This is a genomic window from Pseudomonas sp. NFX224 (assembly GCF_048565165.1).
Lineage (GTDB): Bacteria > Pseudomonadota > Gammaproteobacteria > Pseudomonadales > Pseudomonadaceae > Aquipseudomonas.
Window position 1 is genome coordinate 4277177 of record NZ_CP183416.1, and the last position, 23195, is coordinate 4300371.

The following is a 23195-nucleotide window of genomic DNA, read 5'->3' on the forward strand; positions in this document are numbered from 1 at the left end:
GCTGTTCTCTCTCTGGAACCTGTGTGGCGGCGCGGGTTTTATTGCATGGGTTGTTTGTCGATGAGAATTCTTGCGGCATAAAAAAACCGGCCTGTCGTTGCCGACGGGCCGGTTTTTCGCTGCGAGGTGTCAGTGCTTACTGCACTTCCACCGCCAGGCTTTCACTGATCTTTTGCTGCCAGATGGCAGGACCGGTGATGTGTACGGACTCGCCCTTGCTGTCGACCGCAACAGTCACTGGCATGTCTTTCACGTCGAACTCGTAGATTGCTTCCATACCCAGCTCGGCGAAAGCTACAACGCGGGACTTCTTGATCGCTTGCGCCACCAGGTAAGCCGCGCCGCCGACCGCCATCAGGTAAACGGCTTTGTGGTCCTTGATCGCTTCGATTGCGGTCGGGCCGCGCTCGGATTTTCCGATCATGCCCAACAGGCCAGTTTGCTCGAGGATCTGGCGGGTGAACTTGTCCATCCGCGTCGCGGTGGTCGGGCCAGCCGGGCCAACCACTTCTTCGCGCACCGGATCAACCGGGCCGACGTAATAGATGAAACGACCCTTGAGGTCCACCGGCAGGGTTTCGCCCTTGTTCAGCATCTCGACCATGCGCTTGTGCGCGGCGTCGCGACCGGTGAGCATCTTGCCGTTGAGCAGGACGGTTTCGCCCGGCTTCCAGCTCTGCACGTCTTCCGGGGTCAGGGTGTCGAGGTTGACGCGGCGGGCCGACGGACCTGCTTCCCAGACGATTTCCGGGTAGGCGTCCAACGGTGGCGCTTCCTGGGCAACCGGGCCGGAACCGTCGAGTACGAAGTGCGTGTGACGGGTGGCGGCGCAGTTCGGGATCATGCACACCGGCAGGGAAGCGGCGTGGGTCGGGTAATCCATGATCTTCACGTCGAGCACGGTGGTCAGGCCACCGAGGCCCTGGGCACCGATGCCCAACTGGTTGACCTTCTCGAACAGCTCCAGGCGCATTTCTTCAATGCGGTTCTGTGGGCCACGGGCCTTCAGTTCGTGAATGTCGATGGATTCCATCAACACTTCTTTTGCCATCACAGCGGCTTTCTCGGCGGTGCCGCCGATGCCGATGCCCAGCATGCCCGGTGGGCACCAGCCGGCGCCCATGGTCGGAACGGTCTTCAGCACCCAGTCGACGATCGAGTCGGACGGGTTGAGCATGGCCATTTTCGACTTGTTTTCGGAACCGCCGCCCTTGGCCGCCACGTCCACTTCCACGGTGTTACCCGGAACGATGGAGTAGTGGATAACGGCCGGGGTGTTGTCCTTGGTGTTCTTGCGAGCGCCCGCCGGGTCGGCGAGGATCGAAGCACGCAGGACGTTTTCCGGCAGGTTGTAGGCGCGACGCACGCCTTCGTTGATCATGTCGTCCAGGCCCATGGTGGCGCCATCCCAGCGCACGTCCATACCCACGCGGACAAACACGGTGACGATACCGGTGTCCTGGCAGATCGGGCGGTGGCCGGTGGCGCACATGCGCGAGTTGATCAGGATCTGTGCCATCGAGTCACGGGCCGCTGGCGATTCTTCGCGCAGGTAAGCCTCGTGCATCGCCTGGATGAAATCCACGGGGTGGTAATAGGAAATGAATTGCAGGGCGTCGGCAACGCTCTGAATCAGGTCGTCTTGCTTGATCACGGTCATGAGTCGCGCTCCTCTAAAAGACGGGAACATTCAAATAAGGTGCTTGCAGCTTGGGTGCATCGGTCGGTTGCAAGCACCTTTCAAGGCACGCCGGGCATGCTGGCGCGACGCTAAAAAGGCGCGGCAGTATACCGCGCCTCGTGCAAGGGCACACGCGCCGGTAGTCAAACGTTGGTCGCATGGCGGATCATGGATTTGATGTCATTCATCCGCCCCCGAAAATTGAATGGTCATTTATCGGCCGCGCCACTAAAGTGACATACGGTCTGTAGAGCAGGACGCTCTGTCAGTCTCCTTTCATTCGGTGAGTCAACGATTGACCCATAACACCATCCAGCGACTGCTACTCAAGCGTTTTGCCATCGCGGCCGGCACCTATGCCCTGGCATTGCTATTGCTGTGGCTGGCGTTTTTTACCGGGCACTATCAGGACTCGCTGGCAGGCGTGGCCATTGGCAGCGCGCTGGTAGTGATCAGCCAGGCGGCGCTGTTCGCGGTGTTCTATTCCGGCTGCAACCTGCGCTTTGCCGACCCCAGCCTGACCGAAGCCCAGGTGTTGCTGGGGCTGGGTTGGCAAACCTGGTTGATTGCCCATCTGGACGACGCGCGCGGCGCGTTCCTGGTTTTCTATGTACTGATTCTGCTGTTCGGGCTGTTCCATTTGTCCCGGCGCTCCTTCCTGCGCTGTGCCTTGCTGGTGTTCTGCAGTTTCAGCGCGATCACGCTGTGGGAGGGCTACCACTTCCAGTTGCCCGACCCGGCGCTGGCGGCGTTGCAGGTGTGCGTGCTGTTGATCGTGCTGGTCTGGCTGGTGCTGTATGCCGGTTATGTCCAGGCCTCGCGCCATCGCATGCGGCAGCGGCGTTTCGCCCTGCAGGCGCATCAGGACACGCTGCGCGGGATGATGCGGCAGCTCGAAGACCTCGTCGCCACCGACGAGCTGACCGGCCTGTTCAATCGCCGGCATTTCCTGCGCCTGGCCTCCCGTGAAATCAATGCCATGGACGCCGGTGTGGTGCATGGTCTGGCGCTGATTGACCTCGATCACTTCAAGCGCATCAACGATCTGTATGGTCATGCTGCTGGCGATCAGGTGCTGCAAGCCTTTGCCGGCGTGGCCAGCGCCTGTCTGCGCGAAGGTGATGTGCTCGCCCGTTACGGTGGCGAGGAATTCGTGGTGTTGTTGCCCGATTGCGATGCCGAAAGCCTGACCTCGTGCTGTGAACGGCTGCGCATCGCCTTCACCGATGTCGAGTTGATCGGCCTGAGTGTCGGCAGCCTCAGCCTGTCCGCCGGCATGACGCTGCTGGAACTCGGCGATGACCTCGACGACGCCTTGCAGCGGGCCGATCAGGCGCTCTATCGCGCCAAGCGTGACGGCCGTAACCGTTGCGCGGCGGCGTGGGAAAACGTCGATGCCTGAGTTGCGCGTCGGCGAGCGCCACTGGTCGGTGGCGGCGGGCAGCAATTTGCTCGATGCCCTGAATCAGAACGGCGTGGCGGTGCCTTATAGCTGTCGCGCCGGCAGTTGCCATGCTTGCCTGGTTCAGTGTGTGCAAGGGCTGCCGAGCGACAGTCGCCCCGATGCCCTGAGCGTGGAGCAACGTCAGCAAGGCTGGCGCCTGGCGTGCCAGTGTCAGGTGGTCGAGGATTTGCGGGTGCACACCTTCGACCCGCAGCAGGATGGACGTCCGGCCGAGGTCGCGGCGGTCGACTGGTTGAGCCCCAGCGTACTGCGTCTGCGCCTGACCCCGCAGCGGCCATTGCGTTACAGCGCTGGTCAACATCTGGTGTTGTGGGCGGGGAACGTGGCGCGGCCATACTCCCTCGCCAGCCTGCCAGAAGACGACCGCTTTCTCGAATTTCACCTCGATTGTCGCCTGCCGGGGGAGTTTGGTGATGCGGCCCGTCAGTTGAGGATCGGCGATCCGATTCGCCTCGGCGAATTGCGTGGAGGGGCGTTGCACTACGATCCGGACTGGCACACCCGACCGCTGTGGCTGATGGCCGCCGGCACCGGATTGGGGCCGTTGTTTGGCGTGCTGCGTGAGGCCTTGCGCCAGGATCACCAAGGCGAGATACGTGTCATTCACCTGGCCCATGATGCCAGTGAGCATTATCTGGCCAAGCCCCTGCAAGCCATGGCCGCCAGCCGCACGAACCTGAACATCGAGCTGTGGACCCCGGCCGAGCTGCCCGCGGCTTTGGCGCAACTGCGGCTTGTTTCCCGGCAAACCCTGGCCTTACTCTGCGGAGCCCCCGACAGTGTCGACGCCTTCGCCCGGCGCCTGTACCTGGCGGGGCTGCCGCGCAATCAACTGCTGGCCGATGTGTTCCTGCCCCGTGGTTGAGCGCTGATTTTTCAGACGCGAGACGACCATGACCGATGCCATCCAGATTGAACGCGAACGCGGCCTGCTGACCCTGCGCCTCAATCGCCCGGAAAAGAAAAACGCCCTGACCCGCGCCATGTACAGCCACTTGGCTGAAGCGCTGAAGCAGGCCGACACCGATCCTGAAATCAACGCCGTACTGATAACCGGCTCCAGCGAGTGCTTCACCGCCGGCAACGACATCGCCGATTTCATCCAGCAACCACCGGGCAACCTCGACAGCCCGGTGTTCCAGTTCATGCTCAACCTGCTCGAATGCCGCAAACCGGTGATCGCTGCCGTGGCCGGTGCGGCGGTGGGCATCGGCACGACGCTGTTGCTGCATTGCGATCTGGTCTACGTCAGCCGCGACGCTCGACTGCGCATGCCGTTCGTCAATTTGGGCTTATGCCCGGAGTTCGGCTCCAGCCTGATCCTGCCACGTCTGCTCGGACAGGCGAAAGCGGCGGAGTTGTTGTTGCTGGGTGAAGGTTTCAATGGAGAGCAGGCGGCCGCGTGGGGCATTGCGTCCGAAGCGCTGAACAGTGGCGAAGAGGCGTTGGCCAAGGCGCGGGAGGTGGCGCTGCGCTTCGAATCGCTGCCACCGGAAGCGGTGCGCATCAGCAAGCAATTGATGAAGGCGCCGGATCGCGAGTTGATCCGCAAGGTGATCGAGGAAGAGGGCGCGTTGTTTACCCAGCGGTTACGTTCACCGGAAGCGTTGGCGGCGTTGACCGGGTTTATCAAACGGCATTGAGTTTTTCGTTGGATGATCTGCCCTCATCGCGAGCAGGCTGCTCGCGATGAGGGCAGATCGGACGGCACACATGTTGGATCGGAAAACAAAAGCCCCGTCATTCACATGGCGGGGCTTTTGTTTTTCGGCGCTCTGTCACGCATTCATTGAGGTAACTCGACGGTATGAACCAGGTTTACCGTTAGTCGGGACTGTCATTTCTATCAGCTAGTTCTCAGTAAGGGTAAAGACTTAGGTTTTGTACTCACTAATTTTTACGTGCCAAGGAGTGTTATCAAATGAGCGAGCTAGAAGTTCCAACAATTCTGAAACCTCAAGATGGAGCGACAACTACTGTAGATCCGGACATCGAAATCAAATGCACGCCGGGTGCCAAAGTGATGATTTACGGATTGTCGAGTTTGACTGAGTGCACAATCGGTAGTGATGGTTTGTGGACAGGGCGGCCTGCTCGAAGTCTGGTGCCGAAAAAGCATACCTTCCATGCAGTGCATGTGACTGGCGATGACAAATCGAAACCATCCCCCGATGTTACTTTCACAGCATCGAATCATTGAAGCAAAAAGCCCCGCCATTCACAGGGCGGGGCTTTTGTTTTTCAGCTGGTCTCTCAGACCATCGGGTCGCCAACGTGCAGGATTTTCATGCCGTTGGTGCCGCCGGTGGTGTGGTAGCTGTCGCCCTTGGTCAGGATGACCCAGTCGCCTTTCTCAACGACGCCGCGCTTGACCAACTCGTCGATCGCCTTCTGGCTGACTTCGTTCGGTGCCAGCGAAGCCGGGTCGAACGGGATGGTGTATACGCCACGGAACATCGCCGCGCGAGCCTGAGCTTCGCGGTGTGGGGTGAACGCGTAAATCGGCACCGAGGAACGGATGCGCGACATGATCAGCGGGGTGTAGCCACTTTCGGTCAGGGCGATGATCGCTTTCACGCCCGGGAAGTGGTTGGCGGTGTACATGGTTGCCAGCGCGATGCTTTCGTCGCAGCGGGTGAATTCCTTGCCGATACGGTGGCTGGAAGTCTTGCTGGTCGGGTGCTTTTCGGCGCCGACGCAAATACGCGCCATCGCCTGAACGGCTTCCAGTGGGTACAGGCCGGCAGCACTCTCGGCGGAGAGCATCACGGCGTCGGTGTAGTCGAGCACGGCGTTGGCCACGTCGGACACTTCGGCGCGGGTTGGCATCGGGTTCTGGATCATCGACTCCATCATCTGGGTCGCAACGATCACAGCCTTGTTGTGGCGGCGTGCGTGCAGAATGATTTTCTTCTGGATGCCCACCAGCTCGGCATCGCCGATTTCCACGCCCAGGTCACCACGGGCAACCATCACCGCGTCGGACGCCTTGATCAGGCCGTCGAGGGTTTCGTCATCGGCCACGGCTTCGGCGCGTTCAATCTTCGCCACCAGCCAGGCAGTGCCGCCGGCTTCGTCGCGCAGTTGACGGGCGTATTCCATGTCGGCGGCGTCACGCGGGAAGGATACCGCGAGGTAGTCGACTTCCATTTCTGCGGCGAGCTTGATGTCAGCCTTGTCTTTTTCAGTCAGGGCCGGAGCGGTCAGGCCGCCACCGCGACGGTTGATGCCTTTATGGTCAGACAGTGGGCCGCCGATGGTTACGGTGCAATTCAGTTCGGTGGCGGTGGCGGTATCGACGCGCATCACCACGCGGCCGTCGTCGAGTAGCAGCTCGTCGCCCACGCCGCAGTCCTTGACCAGGTCCGGGTAGTCGATGCCGACCACTTGCTGGTTGCCTTCGGTCAGAGGATGGCTGGTGGAGAAGGTGAATTGATCACCGATCTTCAGCTCGATCTTCTTGTTGGCGAATTTGGCGATACGGATTTTCGGGCCTTGCAGGTCACCCAGCAGGGCGACGAAGCGACCGTGCTTGGCAGCCAGGTCACGCACCAGCTTCGCGCGAGCCTTGTGCTCGTCGGGGGTGCCGTGGGAGAAATTCAGGCGGGCGACGTCCAGGCCAGCCAGAATCAGCTGTTCGAGAACTTCCGGCGAGTTACTGGCCGGGCCAAGGGTAGCGACGATTTTGGTACGACGGACGGACATGCAAAGACTCCTGAGTTCAAGCGCTGAGTGAGGCTACTATGGTCCGAAGTTGTAGTCATTGTTCGTTTGCACTACTTAATGCTTTCTTTATTGAACACTACAACTTTGCGCCTGCAGCCTGAAGATTTTCGCTCACGGGTCGATACAGCGTTCAAGACAGGAGATCCCCCATGCGATTCGTGCTCATTGCCGCCCTTGCCATCAGCGCCCTCAGCGTCACGGGCTGCACCCGATTTTCCATGAACCATCATTTGAACCTTGCCTACAGCGCCTATGACCGGGGCAACTGCGAGCAGGTCATGCTCGAACTGTCCAAAGTCGAGCGGGCCAGCCGGGCGCGGCCTTATGTCTGGCCGGAAGTGTCGATGATGCGCGGCCAGTGCCTGGAACGACAGAAGATGTTCATCGATGCCGCGCAGACTTACCAGTTCATCATCGCCTCGTACCCGCAAAGCGAATACGCCTACCGCGCTCGCGCCCGTCTGGAAACCTTGCAGAGCCTGGGTCATTACCCGCTCCGCAGTGCCGCAGCGGTACGCCCGACGCAGTTCTGATGCTGGTTGTCATCCAATAGCTGGCCGACCGGCGGCGGTGAGCTATAGTCGAATAGACCGGTTTTAGAACCGTGCCTCTAAACCGACGTAACACCTGTGATCGGCAGGAGTAAGCGGCAGCGTTTTTCGCGGACTGTCGCACCAGGATCGGGGAGAGCAGGTCGCTTTGTCTGTTGGGTAACAGCAGGCATACCTGTTCCGAAGCATTAGTGCGGCCTTGATTAAGGGCCTTGCGTAGCGAAATCAGCATGTTCACTGACCGCCGGATCGAGCGGCATCAACTGCCGTATTTTCTGAAAGTGTTCAACAGCATCACTGACAAACCCATCGGCTATCTGGGCAATGTCTCTGAAGACGGACTGATGCTTATCAGTCAGTTGCCGATGATGATCGGCGCGGATTTCGGCTTGCGCCTGAAGATCCCCGTCGGCGATGGCGGCCAACAGGTCATCGACCTGCGGGCGTGTTGTCTGTGGTGCCACGAAGACGCAACGCCTCACCACTATGACGCCGGGTTTACCCTGCAACGGGCCCCGCCGGAATACGGACAATTGGTGGAGGCATTGAAGCAGTATTTCAGCTTTCAGCCGTTGCCGGCTTCGGCCTGATCCTAAACGCTGCCGCTTCGCTTCCAGCTCAAATACTGCGTGACCAATTGCGTGCCCAACTCCGCGGGCCGCGCATCCAGCACCGGCACGCCATGAGCGCTTAACCGCTCATGGCGTTCGGCCCGTGCATTCAAGTAATTCACCGTGCCGCAATAGGCCAGGGCCTCGGGCAACGTCTGCACGGGTGTTTCCCGCAGATTGTCGAGTACGTCTTCGCGCAGGCTGGCGACCAGCACCCGATGCTGCTGGCCCAGGCGTTTGACGGCCGTCAGCAGTTCTTCATCGTCCTCATCGCGCAGGTTGGTCACCAGCACCACCAGCGCCCGGCGTTTTTGTCGGGCGAGCAGTTGAGTGATGGCGGCCTGATAGTCAGCGCTACGTTGGCTGCTGTTCAAGTCGTAGACCGTATTGAGCAAGACGTTGAGTTGGCCGCTGCCTTTGACCGGGGCGAGGTAGCGTGGTTGATCGCTGGCAAAGGTGCTGAACCCCACGGCATCTCCCTGACGTAGCGCGACGTAGCTCAACAGCAGGCAGGCATTGAGCGCGTGGTCGAAATGCGCCAGCTCCGTGTCCTGGCTGCGCATGCGACGGCCGCAGTCGAGCATGAAGATGATCTGCTGGTCGCGCTCGTCCTGATACTCCCGGGCAATCGGTGTACGTTGGCGGGCGGTGGCTTTCCAGTCGATCTGCCGCAGGCTGTCGCCCTCGCGAAACTCGCGCAATTGATGAAATTCCAGCCCTTGCCCGCGGCGTTGACGCTGGCGTACGCCGAGCTGGCTGAGCCAGTTATCCACAGCCAATAGTTGACCACCATAAAGCTGAGCGAAATCGGGATAGACGCGGGTGTGGTCAGTCACGCTCAGCAAGCGTTTGTCGGACCATAGGCCCAACGGGCCGGGCAGGTTGACCTCGCAATGTTCAAAACTGAAGTGCCCGCGTTTCAGCGGGCGCAGACGATAGCTGCTGAAGCTGCGCTGGCCCGGTTGCAATTGCACCGTCAGCGGCAGGTGTTCGAAACTCAGGCCTTCCGGCACATGGTCGAAGAGTTGCAAGTCCAGTGGATGCACAAAGTCGTGCTCAAGCTCCAGTCGTACTTCACTCCAGCGACCCAGGGCCAGACTGCCGGGCATGTGCCGTTGCAGTCGCGGTGAGGGCAAGCGTTTGAGACGGATGGCATCGAGCACCGCCAAGGCCAGCAGCGCCAGCAGCAAACCCCAATTGATCCGCGAAAGGTACGACGGCAGCGCAAATTCCAGCGCCTGCAAAGCACCGAGCACAATGCCGATGGCCAGCAGCAACGCGAGCCAGAGCAGCAACAGCCGGCTGGGTTTCACAGGCGCGGCGCCGGGACTTGATCGAGCAATTGTCGCAGCACCTGATCGACCTGCAGCCCTTCGATATCCAGTTCCGGCGCAATGCGCACTCGATGGCGCAGCACTGCCAGCGCGCAGCCTTTGATGTCATCCGGAACCACGAACTCGCCACCGCGCAACAAAGCCCGCGCCCGCGCGCAACGCACCAGCGCAATGGAGGCCCGAGGCCCGGCACCGAGGGTCAGGCCGGGCCAGCTGCGGGTGGCGCGAGCCAGGCGAACGGCGTAATCGAGCACTTGGTCATCCAGCGGCAAGTCACTGGCGATGCGTTGCAAGGCCAGCACATCCTTGGCTTGCAGCACTGTGCGCAGCGGCTGCACATCGAGCATGTCGGCACGGGTCGAGCGACTGACCTGACGCACCATGCTCAATTCCTGCTCGGCGTCGGGGTAGTCCATGCGCACCTTGAGCATGAAGCGATCCAGCTCGGCCTCCGGCAGCGGGTAAGTGCCTTCCTGTTCGATCGGGTTCTGCGTGGCGAGCACCATGAACGGTTGTGCGATGGGCAAGGCGCGGCCTTCAAGGGTGACTTGCCGTTCCTGCATGGCTTCGAGCAACGCAGCCTGGGTTTTCGCCGGGGCGCGGTTGATCTCGTCGGCCAGCAACAGATTGGTGAACAGCGGCCCTTTGCGCAGTTTGAATTGCTCGGTCTGCAAGTCGTACACCGCATGCCCGGTGACGTCGCTGGGCATCAGGTCAGGGGTGAACTGGATGCGCGCAAATTCGCCACTGAAGCAGCGTGCCAGCGCCCGCACCAGCAAGGTCTTGCCCAGCCCGGGCACGCCTTCGAGCAGCACATGGCCTCCGGCAATCAATGCCGTGAGCACATCGTCGATGACCGTGTTCTGGCCGATCACGGCTTTTTGCAGTTCACTGCGAATCGCTTGCGCCAACTGACTGGCGCGCTGGCGTTGCTGAGCGGCATGGCTGGGAGCGTCGGGTTCGATCGCTTCACTCATAAGGCGTTCCTCAAGGTTTGCAGATGGGCGACCTGACGGCTGAACTCAGCGCTGGAAAGTCGCTGCTTCCGTCGGGGGCTCATGGCCTGGCTGATAGCGCGTGTGGGTTGGCCGGTCAGGCGTGCAAGCACCAGCCATTGTTCGGCGACGCCGAGTTGGTCATAACCGGGATGACGCCGCCGGACGCGGCGCAGAATGTCTTGCTGAAGTGATTGCAGCAGGCTGTGCTGACCGTTGCGCCGCAACATGAAGTCGGCAGTCGCGCGCAGATGCTCTTGCAATTGTCGGCGTGCTTTCGGCGGCGGTTCCTGCAATGGCCCGTGGCGCACCCCGACATGCCACAACGCCAGGCCGATCAGGGCAATCAAGGCGACCAGTGCCTGGGGGAAATGGCGCAGCAACAAAGTCCACAGGCTGTCGTGATCGGTGTCGTATAGCAGCGTCACGCGGGTGTCCGCCGTCAAATACCAGAGCAGCCAGGCGTTGTCGTACTGGTCGATCACCGGCGTTTTCCACAGGTCGGCGTCGGTCACCACGATGATCGAACCGAGCCCGTGATTGAGCTGCATCATGTGCGTGGCCTTGCCACTGTTGGCCCAGGCCTGGGCAAGATTTTTCGGGTCTTCGAGATGGAACGCGGTATCGAAGCTGGCGTACGCCGGCGCGTCCTCGTTCTCCAGGTACAGCTTGGTCAGTTTCGGGTAGGGATCGTTGTCGACACTGGCTGGTGGATCCTTGAGGTCTTTGCTCAAGGATTGATGCAGTTGTACCCGGTCGAGCAGCCGGTCATTGCTTTGCCCGGCCTTTTCATCCCATAGCGATTGGGCGACAAACAGCAGGCGCCCGCCGGCGCGGGTCCAGTTCATGACTTGATCAATTTGTCGCGGCGTCATGTTGTAGCGATCCCCCAGCAACAGCAGGCTGTGCTGGTGCGGATCCAGGCTGGGCAGGATATCGAGGCCGTTGGCATGGCTGACGAGCAGACCCTGCTTGCGCAGGAAGTGTTCGGCGGCCAGGTATGGATTGGCCTGGGCTTCGGGGGCAGGGCCGTGATCGATTTCAGCTGGGTAGGGCGTGGCTTTCAGATACAGATAAACACTCAGTGCGGCCAGCAGCACGGCGATTGAAATGCCGAGCATCACCGGCCAGGCGCGCCGATTCAATGTGCCGCTCCCGGACCGAACAAGGCTCGCCAGCCGTTGCACAGTTCCTGCTGCGAATGCACCGGCGGCAAACGATGCCCGTAGGCCATGTTCTGCCAGTGCCCGGTCAGATTTCGGCTGAAGGCCAGCAAGGCCGGTTGTTGCAGTTGCTCGACCCGTTCCAGCACCTGGCCTTCGGTATCGGCCTCTTTCAATGTGAGGTCGAAGTCGTGCAGCAAGTGGCTGAGCAGGCCGCGATAGAGCAGTCCGAGCGCTTCCCGTGGGTGAGTCTGCCAGAGACTTTCAGCGCTGGCGGCGATGTCGGCGGGCAAGGTTTCGCGGTTGAGGTTCAGGCCGAACGCCTGTTGCGGCATCGGTCGCGAGGCTTGTTTGCCCGGGCGAGGGCGACGGCTGACGAAGGCTTGCAGCCAGTCGCGATAACGCCAGATCAGCAGACCGATGGCGCCGATCACGGTGCCCCACAGCAAGGCCTCGATCAGCGTGGCCAAGGCACCGAAGCGTTGGCTGTCAAACAGCTCGAACAGCGCCTTGAGCCACTGCGGGATCTTGTCGTCGTCCGGGGTTTGGGCGCTGGCTTTGTCCTCGCCGAATCGATAGCGGGTGACGGTTTCCTTGTTCTTGAACGGCGGCTGATCGAGGATCGCCTTGATGCTGTCCCGGGATGCCTGGCTGGTCAGTGGCTGTTCCAGCAAGCGCGGGCTGTCAGGGGTAATCACCGGTTCGGCGGCCCAGACGCTTGGCATGGACGGCAGCAACAGGACCGCCGCCAGCAGCAGCGCAAGGGTGGTGCCGTTCAAACGCTGGCGCATGCGGCGGAAAACCAGCTCGATGTCCCAGGCTTCCAGCACCGTGCGCCGGTTCAGATAAAGGCTGAAACCACAGGCCACGTAGATCGGCTCCCAAACCACCAGCACCAGGACGTAAAAGACGTTGGTCAGGTGTTCCAGCCAGCGCCAGTCCTGAGTGGCGGCGGTCATCAGCGACTGCCAGCTCCAGTCGAGGGCCACCTGTTGCGGTAGCAGCAGATAGAACAGCACCATCAAGCCGATCCACAGCGCGGTTTCCAGGTGCACGCCAATCAGCGTCAGCCACCGAGCCGCGCCGGCGTCCCGCTGCAACAACACCTGCATGCGCTGTTGGCGTTCATCACCGCTCAGGCCTTCAAGTTGCACCACCGGCAGCAGGAAACTACGGCTCATGCTCAAGCGTCGCCAGGTCAGGCTGGCCAGCAGTTGCGGCTTGAGCAATCGCGGCCATTGCGCAAGCGCTTGTTTCAGCGTGGGTGTTTCACCAAACATGGCCTTGGACAGGATGTACAGTGGCAGGCGTTCGAAGGCCGGTTTCAACCACCAGAAAATGAACACCGCGACGGACGGTGATTCCCACAGCAGCCAGGACAGCAGCGCAAAAAACGGCAAGGTCACGATGGCCCAACTGGTCATCAGCAGACGCCGATGACGCTGGCTCAAGAGCACCCCGAGGTCCATGGCTTCCCAGGTCGGGCGCGGGCGGATCACCACACTGGCATCACTCAGGCGCATGGCGCACCCGTCCGACGAACAGCAGATAAGCCGCGACAAACAACCAGAGCAGTGCACCGACCAGATACTTGGTCATAGGCGTCGGTGCCGTCATCGACGACCAATAGGCTTCGATAAACGCGGCAATCAGCAAAAACAGCATGACCCCGCAAATCAGCAATACACTTTTTCGCGCCGCCAGACGCAAGGCCTCGGCACGGGGCAGGCGTCCCGGTGCGATCAATGCCCAACCCAATTGCAGGCCGGCGGCTCCAGCCAGGGCAATGGCGGTCAGTTCGAAGGCGCCATGGCCGATCACGAAAGACCAGAAGGTTTGCCCGTAGCCGATCTGCGTCAGATGCCCGGCCACTGCGCCGATCGTCAAACCGTTGAAGAACAGGAAAAACGCGCTGCCCAGACCAAACAGCAAACCGCTGGCGAAGGTCTGAAAGGCGATCCCGATGTTATGCATGATGTAGTAGCCGAACATCACCCAGTCTTCACTGGCTGCTCGCTCCGCCGAGCGCCCGAGGTGACCGGCCTGCGGGTCGTACATGCCCTGCATTTCACTGACCTGTTCGGCCGGAATCAGGTTGTAGACCAGGTCCGGGAACAGATAGACCAGCAAGGCAACGCCGATCAGGCTGCCGAAAAACATCAGGCTGGCGGCGAGTACGAAGCGCCACTGCTCGCGCACCAGTCGCGGGAAATCCGCGAGGATGAAAGCCAGCACATTGGCGCCCAATCGGCTGCGATGCCGATAGAGCTGTTGATGCCCGCGCAGGACTTGTTGCTGCAACGAGTCGATGAGAAAACTGCTGTAGCCGCGTTCGCGGGCCAAGGCCAGGTGTTGGCAGATTCGCCGGTAGTCGCCGGGAAAACTGTCGACACCCGTGGCGGCCTTGTTGCACTCCAGTCTTTCCAGCAGCAGGGAGAATTGCTCCCATTCGGCCATGTGCCGGTGTTCGAAAAGACTTTGCTTCATGCCGGCCCCAACAGGCCGTGGGCGATGCCGTTGAGTTCGGCCGCGGCGTGTGGTGCTGGAACCTGCAATGGTTGCGCAAGGATCGACGCCAGTTCAGTGACCCTGGCGGGGGAGAGTTCAGCTTGGCGTTCGGCGAAACCGAGGATGGCGCGTTGCTCGGTCAGGGTCAGGGTAAAGGTCGGGCGACGTGGTTGGGCGGGCGGCAGTTGTGGTCGAGTCAGCGGTTGTTCGCGATAGATCACCAGCGTGCCGGCGGCGATGTCGCCGAGGCGCTTGAAGCTGGGATGTTGCAGGCAACTGATGGCCCCGAGAAAGTAGCCGAACGGCAGCAAGTCGACGAAGCGCAACAGGTTTCGCAGCAACGACGCCGACCAGCCAATCGGTGTGCCGTCGTCCTGCACCACTCGCAAGCCCATCCACTGCTTGCCCGGCGAGCGGCCCTGGTTGAGGACTTCGAACAGCACCATGTACCACCAGCTCACGGCGAAGATCAGCAACGAGCCCAGCCCCGCGCCAAGTTTCCCCAGCATCGCCAACACAATGAACAGCAGGCCGAGGATCAGCCCGCGCAGCGCCAGATCGATGGCGAACGCCAAAGCACGAACCATCAACCCGGCCGGGCGCAGAGGCAAGTCGATGCCCTCCGGCGTTTCGACCTGATACCGCGTATCCAGTGGCGGGGACAGCGTCGCTTTCCTTGGCAGTGCTGTGGTCTCGAGCATGGGCAACCTGATGATGTGGCCTGATCGGGATGTCTCGTCACCCGATGCTAGCAGCCTCGTCGGGGGAAACGACATAACTATGTATTGCACGGTGAGTAACGAGAGATGTTTGAATGACAAGTTTGCTGGCCGGAGCGGGACATGAACGCCTAGACTTCGTCGATCTTCAGTTCAGGAAACGCCCGTGACCTCCATCTTCTGGTACGACTATGAAACGACGGGCATCAATCCCCGTTGCGATCGCCCACTGCAAATGGCGGGGCTGCGTACTGACTTCGATCTCAATGAAATAGACGAGCCGGTCAACCTCTATTGCCAGCCCAGTGACGACATTCTGCCGCACCCGGCGGCCTGTGCGATCACCGGCATCACCCCTGGCCGCCTGGCAGAATTCGGTCTGAGCGAAGCCGACTTCATGACCCGGGTACATGCGCAACTGGCGGCTCCCGGCACCTGTGGCGCGGGCTACAACACCTTGCGTTTCGACGACGAGATGACGCGCTACAGCCTGTACCGCAACTTTTTCGACCCCTACGCACGGGAATGGCAGGGCGGTAACAGTCGCTGGGACCTGATCGATGTGGTCCGTGCCGCGTATGCCTTGCGTCCCGATGGCATTGTCTGGCCGACGAACGACGAGGGGCAGGTGACGCTCAAGCTTGAACGCCTGACCGCTGCCAATGGCATCGATCATGGCAATGCCCACGAAGCGCTGTCGGACGTGCGCGCCACCATCGCCCTGGCGCGTTTGCTTCGGGAAAAGCAGCCGAAGCTGTATGACTGGCTGTTTCAGCTGCGCAGTAAGCAGAAGGTGCTGGACCAGATTCGCCTGTTGCAACCGATGGTGCATGTGTCCGGACGGTTTTCCGCGGCGCGCAATTTCATTGGCGTGGTATTGCCGCTGGCATGGCACCCGCGCAACAAGAATGCATTGATTGTCTGTGACTTGCATCTTGATCCCCAGGGCTTGCTCGATCTGGATGCCGAAGCCTTGCGTCAGCGCCTGTACACCCGCCGCGATGATCTGGCCGAGGGGGAGTTGCCGGTGCCGCTCAAACTCATCCACATCAATAAATGCCCGGTAGTGGCACCGCTGTCGGTACTTCGCCTGCAAGATCAGCAACGCCTGGGTCTGGATATGGCGCTGTATCAGCAGCGTGCACTGCGGCTAAGTGACGCGCAGAAAGTCTGGCGGGATAAAGTTGCGGCTATTTACGCCAGTGAGGATTTTTCTGTCAGCCAGGACCCTGAGCAACAGTTATACGACGGTTTTATCGGTGACCGTGATCGACGACTATGTGAACAAGTCCGCACCGTCGACCCGGTGCAATTAGCACAAGAACAATGGCCTTTCGATGATGAACGCTTGCCGGAATTATTGTTTCGATATCGCGCACGCAACTTTCCCGACACGTTGAACCAGGAAGAGCAAGAACGCTGGCGAATATTCTGTCAGAAACGTTTGACGACACCCGAATCGGGGGCGCCGAATACCCTGGAAAGTTTCGTAGAGGCCGCAGCCCAATGGGCGATTACTGCGACTCCGTTTCAGCAAGAGGTGCTCAATCAATGGCAGGAACATGTCCAGGGTTTACGCAAACGTTTGAATCTTTGAGTTCGAACCTGAGCGCCAGGTAAACTCCGGGCATAAAAAAACGCCAGCGTTATACTGGCGTTATTTTTTGTCACAGATCTATCTGCAACAAGCGTTGTGACTTAGCCCAGCAGGGTAGCCCAGCCTTCAACCACGTCACCGCCCCACTTGGCTTTCCACTCTTTCAGAGTCTTGTGGTTGCCACCTTTGGTTTCGATGACTTCGCCGTTGTGCGGGTTTTTGTATTGTTTAACTTTGCGAGCGCGCTTGGTGCCGGTAGTTTTTACTGCGCCGCCGCGTGGTGCCTTGGTTTTGGATTCTGGATCCAGCAAAGCAATGATGTCACGCAGGGACTTGGAGTATTCGCCCATCAGGGTGCGCAGTTTGCCTTCGAATTCCAGCTCGGTTTGCAGCTTGTCGTCTTGGGACAGGTTCTTCAAACGGGCTTGCAGCTCTTTGATAGCTTCTTCGGTGGCACGGTATTCGTTGATCAAGGACATGGTTACTACCTTATGTAGGACGCGTGATGGCAGGGGACAGTGCGGCAATAATAGTCAGGGTGTTTCATCAAGTAAACATTTAACCGGGGTTTATTTAATTAAATTACGATGAATGCGCAAAACTTTGGATGAGCTGTTAAATAGTTCGAAGCGTGCGCTACAGATATTTACCAGCGAGTGCTTGTAGATGGCTAATTTCACGACCGGCGCGTGAGGTTTGTGCGCTGCCGGGCGCCTTGTCGGTAGCCATCGGACGAGGCGGTACGTCATCAATACTGCAGTTTTGCTGCGCAATCGCTAGAATGGCGGCCTTTGCGAAGTTCTGGAGTTTCCCCCTCATGCGCACTTTTCGGCTGGTGATTTCTTGCCCGGACCGCGTCGGCATCGTTGCTAAAGTCAGTAACTTTCTGGCGTCCCATAACGGCTGGATCACCGAAGCGAGCCATCACTCGGACAACCTCAGTGACTGGTTCTTCATGCGTCACGAAATTCGTGCCGACTCGCTGCCTTTCGGTATCGAGGCCTTTCGCGAAGCGTTTGCGCCGATTGCCGAAGAGTTTTCGATGGACTGGCGCATCACCGATACCGCGCAGAAAAAGCGCGTGGTGTTGATGGCCAGCCGCGAGTCCCATTGCCTCGCCGACTTGCTGCATCGCTGGCACAGCGATGAACTGGACTGCGAAATCGCCTGTGTGATTTCCAACCACGACGACCTGCGCAGCATGGTCGAATGGCACGGCATTCCGTACTACCACGTGCCGGTCAATCCACAGGACAAGGAACCGGCCTTCGCCGAAGTCTCGCGTCTGGTCAAACAGCACGATGCCGAAGTGGTGGTGCTGGCGCGTTACATGCAGATCCTGCCGCCCGAGTTGTGCAGTGAATATGCACACAAGGTCATCAACATTCACCACAGCTTCCTGCCGTCGTTCGTCGGTGCCAAGCCGTATCACCAGGCTTCGCTGCGCGGCGTGAAGCTGATCGGTGCGACCTGCCACTACGTGACCGAAGAGCTGGACGCCGGCCCGATCATCGAGCAGGACGTGGTGCGTGTCAGCCACAGCGACAGCATTGAAGACATGGTGCGTTTCGGCCGTGACGTCGAGAAGATGGTGTTGGCCCGTGGCCTGCGTTATCACCTCGAAGACCGGGTGCTGGTGCACGGCAACAAGACCGTGGTGTTCTGATCAGCGCACGACACGGTTGAAATTCGAAGGGCCTGGGCGTTCAATCGCTGCAGGCTCTTTTTTTGCACTGAGGATATGAGCATGGCTGACCCACTGGACAAAGCCACTTCCAAGGCGTCCGCCACATTGGGCGAAGGTTGCCTGAGCCGGTACGATCCGGATGACATGAGCCCGGAAGATGGCACGGAGTTTCCGGGAGCGGCCGAGTTGTGGGAGCAGTTGCAGCAAGAACCTGAAAACCCGCCTAAGCCTGTTTGAATTTCATCAGCTTCTTGAGCAGCGGGCGTCCGAGCATCAGCAGGAACACCGGTCCGCCGACCAGCAGATAGAAGTAAAAAGTCACCGCTCGCCAGATCAGAATCGCCGCCGCTGCGGTGGATTTTCCTACCATGGGTGCCAACAGCGCCGCCGACGTCAATTCCGCGGCCCCGGCCCCGCCCGGTAACAGGCTGAATTGCCCTGCACTCAGTGAAAGCATCTGGATCAGAAAACTCCAGGCCCACTGCAAGTCCGCCCCCAGTCCGCGCAGCGCCAGATACAACACGCTGTAACGCAAGATCCAGTGCAGGCAGGTCAGGCCGAACACTGTGATCAATGTCTGAAAGGGCAGCTTCAGTGTGTCGGTAAATGCCGTCAGAAAATGCAGGAGTTTTCGCGCCCAGCGAACCCGTGTGGCGGACTGCACGTTGAGGCGAGCCAGTAATCGACCACTCAGACGAATCAGCAAACGGTGGTAACGGGCCACGGCCACGCAACAGACCAGGCCACCGAACATCGAGACGGCACTGACGATCAGCAGCCACTCCATGCGCTGGCTGAGGTGCTGGAACAACGCATAAATCAGAATCCCGCAGAGTGCGCAGAGGAAAAACAACAGATCGCTGAGCTGATCCATGGCGAACACGGCACTGCCCCGCGCCGGACGCACGCCGTTACGCGCCAATAACGCCATGATGGTCAGTGGACCGCCGCTGCCACCGGGAGTGGCGCAGTAGGCAAATTCGGCGGCCATCACCACGCCGAGGCTTTTGACCGGGCTGAGCCTGTTGCGTTGGTCCCCCAGCAACAGGCGCAGGCGCAGGGTGTTCACCCCCCAGCACAGCAGGATCATGCCGAACATGACCAGCAGCCAACTCAGCGGAAAGCTGTTCAGCCGCGACCAGGTTTCACTCCCGCCCAATAGCCAGGGAATCAACACCGCGGCGAGCAGGCCGATCAACAGCAGAATCCCGCGACTCATGCGGCGCGTCCCACGTGTTCACTTTGCAGTGCCAGCCAGTGGGCTTTGGTCATCGGTACCCGGCCCTCGTCGAGCAGACGCTCGAGGGTTTTCAGCCAGTAAGTGCGCGAGAACTCATGGCGCATATCCACCGGGTGCAAGCCGAGCCGAATCACCGGTGCCTGTCGCCAGCGTTGTTCGAGTTGATTGCTGATCAGTTTCGACAAGCCCCGGCGCCAGGCGCTGCGCGCACTCCAGACCAGTCCGGGGGCATCGACCGGCGTGAAGTCCGGCAAGCGATACAGATGCTGCGCGTCACTGGTGTAACTCAAGGGCAATTGGCGCAAGGCCTGGCGGGTGCCTTCGCTCATCAGCCAGGCGGGGGCGACAAAGCCCTGTAGCGGCCATTGGTAACGGTGGAACATTTCAATGCCGGCGTGCAAGCGGGCGAGGGCAGCCTCATGGGACAGGCCGTAAAACTCACCTTCATGGGTATAGATCCGACGCATGAACCAGTCCCGGGGATTGTTCGCCATCGGTCCGTCATCGCAATGAAAATAGCCGTGCAGCGCCAGTTCATCGCCACGGGCGAGCCGTCCGCAAAGCAAGCGGCGAAAATCTGGATACGCTTGCAGATCGTTGTGCTTGTGAAAGTCCGGCACCACCAGCCAGGTTATTGGCACACCGCCGAGCGCGTCGACGGCTTCGACGAATGGCTGGTAATCGGCCCAGGTTTGCGGCGCGACATCGTGCAGCACCAGTAACAGGCTGTGCGTGTGCATGGATTCAACCATTGGCCGCCCGCGGCCACTGGCTGCTGAGTACGGCGTGATAGTGGCCGAGCAAGCTGTTGACCACCGTGTCCCAAGCGTAATGCCGCTCGACATGGCGCCGCGCTTGCTGTCCGACGGCCGCGCTGCCCTGGCCGAACAGTTCGCGCACGGCGTTGGCCATGGCCAATGAATCGTTGGGGGCACACAACAGGCCACATTGATCGGTGATGATTTCCTCGAACGCGCCGGCCGCCACAGCGACCACCGGGATGCCGCAGGCCATGGCTTCGAGGATGACCAGGCCGAAGGTTTCCTGATCGCCGGCATGCAGCAATGCGTCGGCGCTGGCCATCAGACGGGCGACTTGCGCAGCCGGGCAGAATTCATCGATGACGGTGACGTTGGCAGGCACAGCGGTTGGCATCGACGAACCGACCAGCAGCAGGTGATAGCGTTTGCCCAGGCGCTTCATGCAATCGAGCAGCACCGGCAGGTTTTTTTCCTTGGAGCCGCGCCCGGCGAAGATCAGCAGATGAGTGTTTTCGTCGAGTCCCAGTTCGGCGCGCAGGCCAGGATTGCGCGCATCAGGATGAAACATCTGTAAATCGACGCCCAGCGGCTGCACGAAAACGTTCTTCACACCCAGGCCGGTCAGTTTGTCTGCCATGACCCGGCTCGGCGCCAGCACCCGGTCGAAGTTGCCGTAGAGCTTGCTGACATACGCTTCAACATTGGTGGTCACCCAGTTGCCCATGCGGTTGCTGACCAGCAGCGGCAGATCCGAGTGATAAAAGCCGATCACCGGCACATCCAGTTGCCGCCGCGCATCCAGGGCAGCCCAGGCGGTGAGGTACGGATCGCCGACCTCGATCAGTTCAGGTTGCAGATCGTGCAGGACATTGCGCCAGGGCGCGAGACGGAGGGGGAAACGATAGCCCTTGCCAAAGGGCAAGGCGGGGGCCGGAACGGTATACATGCCATCCTGTTCACTGAATACAGCCCCGGGAATCAGCAAACTGTGACGAATGCCCGGCCTGGTGCACAGGCGACGATGCTTGGCATCCAGATAAGTGCGCACGCCACCGCTGGCAGGGGCGTAGAACATCGTTATGTCAGCGATATGCACGATGAACATTCCTCCGGTCCGTTGCTCTCCTTGGTTGACCTTAATGAAGAATAGATGTTCGGTTGGGGTTTTGGTCAGACCGCCATCGCGATCGAGCTCGACGCCTACAGGTCTTGCTTATACCTGTAGGCGCCGAGCTCGCTCGCGATGAGGCCGTTTCAGACGCTAGATACGGAAACTACCCACCAACTGCTTCAACCGCGCCGCTTGTTGCTCCAGATCCGAACACGCCCGCAACGTCGACTGCAGGTTTTCCACACCTTCCTGGTTCAGCGTGTTGATTTCGGTAATGTCGACGTTGATCGATTCCACCACGGCGGTCTGCTCTTCGGTCGCCGTGGCCACCGACTGGTTCATGCCGTCGATTTCACCGATGCGCTGGGTCACGCTGCTCAGGCGTTCGCCGGCCAGGTTGGCGATTTCCACGCTGTCCTGGCTGTGGCGCTGGCTGTCGCTCATGGTGCTGACGGATTCGCGGGCACCCACTTGCAGCTCCTCGATCATGGTCTGCACCTGTTGCGCCGATTCCTGAGTGCGATGCGCCAGGTTGCGCACTTCATCGGCCACCACGGCAAACCCGCGCCCGGCTTCACCGGCCCGCGCCGCTTCGATGGCCGCGTTGAGTGCCAACAGGTTGGTTTGCTGGGAAATGCTGGTGATCACTTCGAGAATCTGCCCGATGTTCACGGTTTTGCTGTTCAGCGATTCGATGTTGCTGCTCGATGCGCTGAGCATGGTCGACAGTTGATTCATCGCGACAATGCTGCGATCCACTACCTGCTGGCCATCCTCGGCCAGGCCGCGGGCATCGCTGGCCTGATTCGAGGCTTGCGCGGCGTTGCGGGCGATTTCCTGGGCGGCGGCGCCGAGCTGATTGATCGCGGCGGCGACGCTGCTGGTGCGCGAAGCCTGCAGGTCCGAGTTGAACATCGAGGAGTTCGAAGCCGCCACCACACGCAATGCCACTTCGTTGACTTGACCGGTGGCCGAAGACACCTCGCGGATCGAACCGTGGATGCGCTCGACGAAACGGTTGAACGCGGTGCCGAGAATGCCGAACTCATCGTTGTTCACAATGGTCAGGCGTTTGGTCAGGTCGCCTTCGCCGTCGGCAATGTCGGCCATGGCTCGGGTCATGACGTGCAGCGGCTGGATCAGAATGCGGATCAGCATACCCAGCAGCGCGATGATGATCACCACCGAAATGACGGTGGCAACCACTGCCGAGGCGCGGAACTCGCTGAGCATCGAGAAGGCTTTTTCCTTATCGATGGACAGACCGATGTACCAGTTGACCGATGGCAGGCCCTTGATCTGAGTGAAGGTCAGGATGCGGGTTTTGCCATCGACCTCTACTTCACTGAATTCACGACTGATGCGCGGGGTGTTTTGCGGATAGGCTTCGTTCAGGGACTTCATCACCAGGGTTTTATCCGGGTGAACCAGGATCTTGCCATCGGCGCTGACCAGGAAGGCGTAACCCATACCGTCGAAGTCGCGGGCGCTGAGGGTGTCGATCAGGGCTTGCAGGCTCAGGTCGCCGCCGACCACGCCGACGCTTTGCCCGGCCTTTTTCGAGGCCATGGCCATGGAAATGATCGTTTGACCGGTCGCCGCATCGATATAGGGTTCGGTCAGGGTCGCGGTGCTGCTGTTTTCCGCACCCTTGTACCAAGGGCGGACCCGCGGGTCGAAGCCATCGGGCATCTTCGCATCCGGGCGAATGGTGAAGTGTCCGGTGGCGTCACCCAGGTAGGACGCCATGAAGGTCGACGTCAGCGCTTTCTGCTCAAGCAGTGCGGCAACGGTGGTTGGCTCGGGATTGATGGCGATGTTCTGCGCGAGGTTCTCGATCAGCAGAATGCGACCGGCCAGCCAGGTCTGGATGTTATTGGCAGTGACGTCACCCATCTCGTTGAGATAGTTGTCCAGGTCTTCGCGAATGGCGTTGCGCTGTAAAGAGTCGTTGTACAGGCTGAACGAGGCGAAAGTGGCTATGACGATGAGCGCGGCGGCAAGCAGGATTTTATGGCTGAAGCGTAGATTTTTGTTCATGGCTTG

At 60.2% G+C, this 23195-nt stretch carries 22 protein-coding genes and 1 pseudogene; 9 read left to right on the top strand and 14 right to left on the bottom strand.

The features are described 5' to 3' along the window. Positions 1-136: 136 nt before the first annotated feature. Positions 137-1660, bottom strand: coding sequence for a fumarate hydratase (locus ACNYC6_RS19490; protein ID WP_338582682.1), 1524 nt, complete (start codon positions 1658-1660; stop codon positions 137-139). A 316-nt stretch (positions 1661-1976) separates the two neighbouring features. Here ACNYC6_RS19490 and ACNYC6_RS19495 point away from each other — a divergent pair, with 316 nt between their 5' ends. From ACNYC6_RS19495 to ACNYC6_RS19510, 4 genes are all read left to right on the top strand, one after another. Then, entirely contained in the window at positions 1977-3083 is a 1107-nt protein-coding gene (locus ACNYC6_RS19495; RefSeq protein WP_419708757.1) for a diguanylate cyclase domain-containing protein, read from the top strand. After that, positions 3076-4011: an iron-sulfur-binding ferredoxin reductase gene (locus ACNYC6_RS19500; RefSeq protein WP_419708758.1), complete on the top strand. Its 936-nt coding sequence runs from the start codon at positions 3076-3078 to the stop codon at positions 4009-4011. Before ACNYC6_RS19495 ends, ACNYC6_RS19500 begins: the two co-directional genes overlap by 8 nt. A 28-nt stretch (positions 4012-4039) precedes the next feature. Then, the gene (locus tag ACNYC6_RS19505) at positions 4040-4789 is read left to right on the top strand and encodes an enoyl-CoA hydratase-related protein (RefSeq protein ID WP_419708759.1); all 750 of its coding nucleotides are present in this window, start codon (positions 4040-4042) and stop codon (positions 4787-4789) included. A 278-nt stretch (positions 4790-5067) separates the two neighbouring features. Next, the gene (locus ACNYC6_RS19510; protein WP_419708760.1) at positions 5068-5346 is read left to right on the top strand and encodes a hypothetical protein; all 279 of its coding nucleotides are present in this window, start codon (positions 5068-5070) and stop codon (positions 5344-5346) included. A 53-nt stretch (positions 5347-5399) separates the two neighbouring features. Here the strand turns inward: ACNYC6_RS19510 and pyk are convergent, their stop codons facing one another. Then, positions 5400-6851, bottom strand: coding sequence for a pyruvate kinase (gene pyk, locus ACNYC6_RS19515; protein ID WP_150703008.1), 1452 nt, complete (start codon positions 6849-6851; stop codon positions 5400-5402). 170 nt (positions 6852-7021) lie between these two features. Here pyk and ACNYC6_RS19520 point away from each other — a divergent pair, with 170 nt between their 5' ends. Continuing rightward, entirely contained in the window at positions 7022-7405 is a 384-nt protein-coding gene (locus ACNYC6_RS19520; protein ID WP_419708761.1) for a tetratricopeptide repeat protein, read from the top strand. A 248-nt stretch (positions 7406-7653) separates the two neighbouring features. Then, positions 7654-8013, top strand: coding sequence for a PilZ domain-containing protein (locus ACNYC6_RS19525; RefSeq protein WP_338582671.1), 360 nt, complete (start codon positions 7654-7656; stop codon positions 8011-8013). 2 nt (positions 8014-8015) lie between these two features. On the opposite strand, the gene ACNYC6_RS19530 is transcribed toward ACNYC6_RS19525, so the two are convergent. From ACNYC6_RS19530 to ACNYC6_RS19555, 6 genes are read right to left on the bottom strand one after another with little or no spacing between them, the layout of a single operon-like run. Continuing rightward, the gene (locus ACNYC6_RS19530) at positions 8016-9347 is read right to left on the bottom strand and encodes a DUF58 domain-containing protein (protein ID WP_419708762.1); all 1332 of its coding nucleotides are present in this window, start codon (positions 9345-9347) and stop codon (positions 8016-8018) included. Next, a complete protein-coding gene (locus ACNYC6_RS19535; RefSeq protein ID WP_419708763.1) occupies positions 9344-10345 on the bottom strand; it encodes an AAA family ATPase in 1002 nt (333 codons plus the stop codon). The genes ACNYC6_RS19530 and ACNYC6_RS19535 overlap by 4 nt, the downstream gene beginning before the upstream one ends. After that, a complete protein-coding gene (locus ACNYC6_RS19540) occupies positions 10342-11484 on the bottom strand; it encodes a DUF4350 domain-containing protein (RefSeq protein WP_419712983.1) in 1143 nt (380 codons plus the stop codon). Before ACNYC6_RS19540 ends, ACNYC6_RS19535 begins: the two co-directional genes overlap by 4 nt. A gap of 20 nt (positions 11485-11504) precedes the next feature. Further along, a complete protein-coding gene (locus tag ACNYC6_RS19545; RefSeq protein WP_419708764.1) occupies positions 11505-13049 on the bottom strand; it encodes a DUF4129 domain-containing protein in 1545 nt (514 codons plus the stop codon). Then, on the bottom strand, positions 13036-14013 hold the full coding sequence (locus ACNYC6_RS19550; RefSeq protein WP_419708765.1) for a stage II sporulation protein M: 978 nt from the start codon (positions 14011-14013) through the stop codon (positions 13036-13038). The genes ACNYC6_RS19545 and ACNYC6_RS19550 overlap by 14 nt, the downstream gene beginning before the upstream one ends. Further along, entirely contained in the window at positions 14010-14735 is a 726-nt protein-coding gene (locus ACNYC6_RS19555) for an RDD family protein (RefSeq protein ID WP_419708766.1), read from the bottom strand. The genes ACNYC6_RS19550 and ACNYC6_RS19555 overlap by 4 nt, the downstream gene beginning before the upstream one ends. A gap of 184 nt (positions 14736-14919) precedes the next feature. Between ACNYC6_RS19555 and sbcB the strand changes: the two genes are divergently transcribed. Beyond that, positions 14920-16350 carry an exodeoxyribonuclease I gene (gene sbcB, locus ACNYC6_RS19560; protein ID WP_419708767.1) on the top strand — a complete coding sequence of 477 codons (1431 nt, stop codon included), beginning with the start codon at positions 14920-14922 and terminating at the stop codon, positions 16348-16350. 101 nt (positions 16351-16451) lie between these two features. On the opposite strand, the gene mvaT is transcribed toward sbcB, so the two are convergent. Further along, entirely contained in the window at positions 16452-16829 is a 378-nt protein-coding gene (mvaT, locus tag ACNYC6_RS19565) for a histone-like nucleoid-structuring protein MvaT (protein WP_007933316.1), read from the bottom strand. Between the two features lie 338 nt (positions 16830-17167). Here mvaT and purU point away from each other — a divergent pair, with 338 nt between their 5' ends. Further along, positions 17168-18016 carry a formyltetrahydrofolate deformylase gene (gene purU / locus ACNYC6_RS19570; RefSeq protein ID WP_419708768.1) on the top strand — a complete coding sequence of 283 codons (849 nt, stop codon included), beginning with the start codon at positions 17168-17170 and terminating at the stop codon, positions 18014-18016. Between the two features lie 81 nt (positions 18017-18097). Next, positions 18098-18274 carry a hypothetical protein gene (locus tag ACNYC6_RS19575; protein ID WP_419708769.1) on the top strand — a complete coding sequence of 59 codons (177 nt, stop codon included), beginning with the start codon at positions 18098-18100 and terminating at the stop codon, positions 18272-18274. Here the strand turns inward: ACNYC6_RS19575 and ACNYC6_RS19580 are convergent. The 5 genes and pseudogenes from ACNYC6_RS19580 to ACNYC6_RS19600 form a co-directional block, all read right to left on the bottom strand. Beyond that, the gene (locus tag ACNYC6_RS19580) at positions 18261-19256 is read right to left on the bottom strand and encodes a lysylphosphatidylglycerol synthase transmembrane domain-containing protein (RefSeq protein ID WP_419708770.1); all 996 of its coding nucleotides are present in this window, start codon (positions 19254-19256) and stop codon (positions 18261-18263) included. The genes ACNYC6_RS19575 and ACNYC6_RS19580 overlap by 14 nt on opposite strands. Continuing rightward, entirely contained in the window at positions 19253-20029 is a 777-nt protein-coding gene (locus ACNYC6_RS19585) for a DUF2334 domain-containing protein (protein ID WP_419708771.1), read from the bottom strand. Before ACNYC6_RS19585 ends, ACNYC6_RS19580 begins: the two co-directional genes overlap by 4 nt. Continuing rightward, positions 20022-21143, bottom strand: coding sequence for a glycosyltransferase family 4 protein (locus ACNYC6_RS19590; RefSeq protein WP_419708772.1), 1122 nt, complete (start codon positions 21141-21143; stop codon positions 20022-20024). The genes ACNYC6_RS19585 and ACNYC6_RS19590 overlap by 8 nt, the downstream gene beginning before the upstream one ends. Before the next feature lie 156 nt (positions 21144-21299). Next, on the bottom strand, positions 21300-22064 hold the full coding sequence (locus ACNYC6_RS19595; RefSeq protein ID WP_419712984.1) for a methyl-accepting chemotaxis protein: 765 nt from the start codon (positions 22062-22064) through the stop codon (positions 21300-21302). Between the two features lie 141 nt (positions 22065-22205). After that, a pseudogene (locus ACNYC6_RS19600) lies at positions 22206-23189 on the bottom strand (cache domain-containing protein); the annotation flags it as partial. Between the last annotated feature and the right edge of the window lie 6 nt (positions 23190-23195).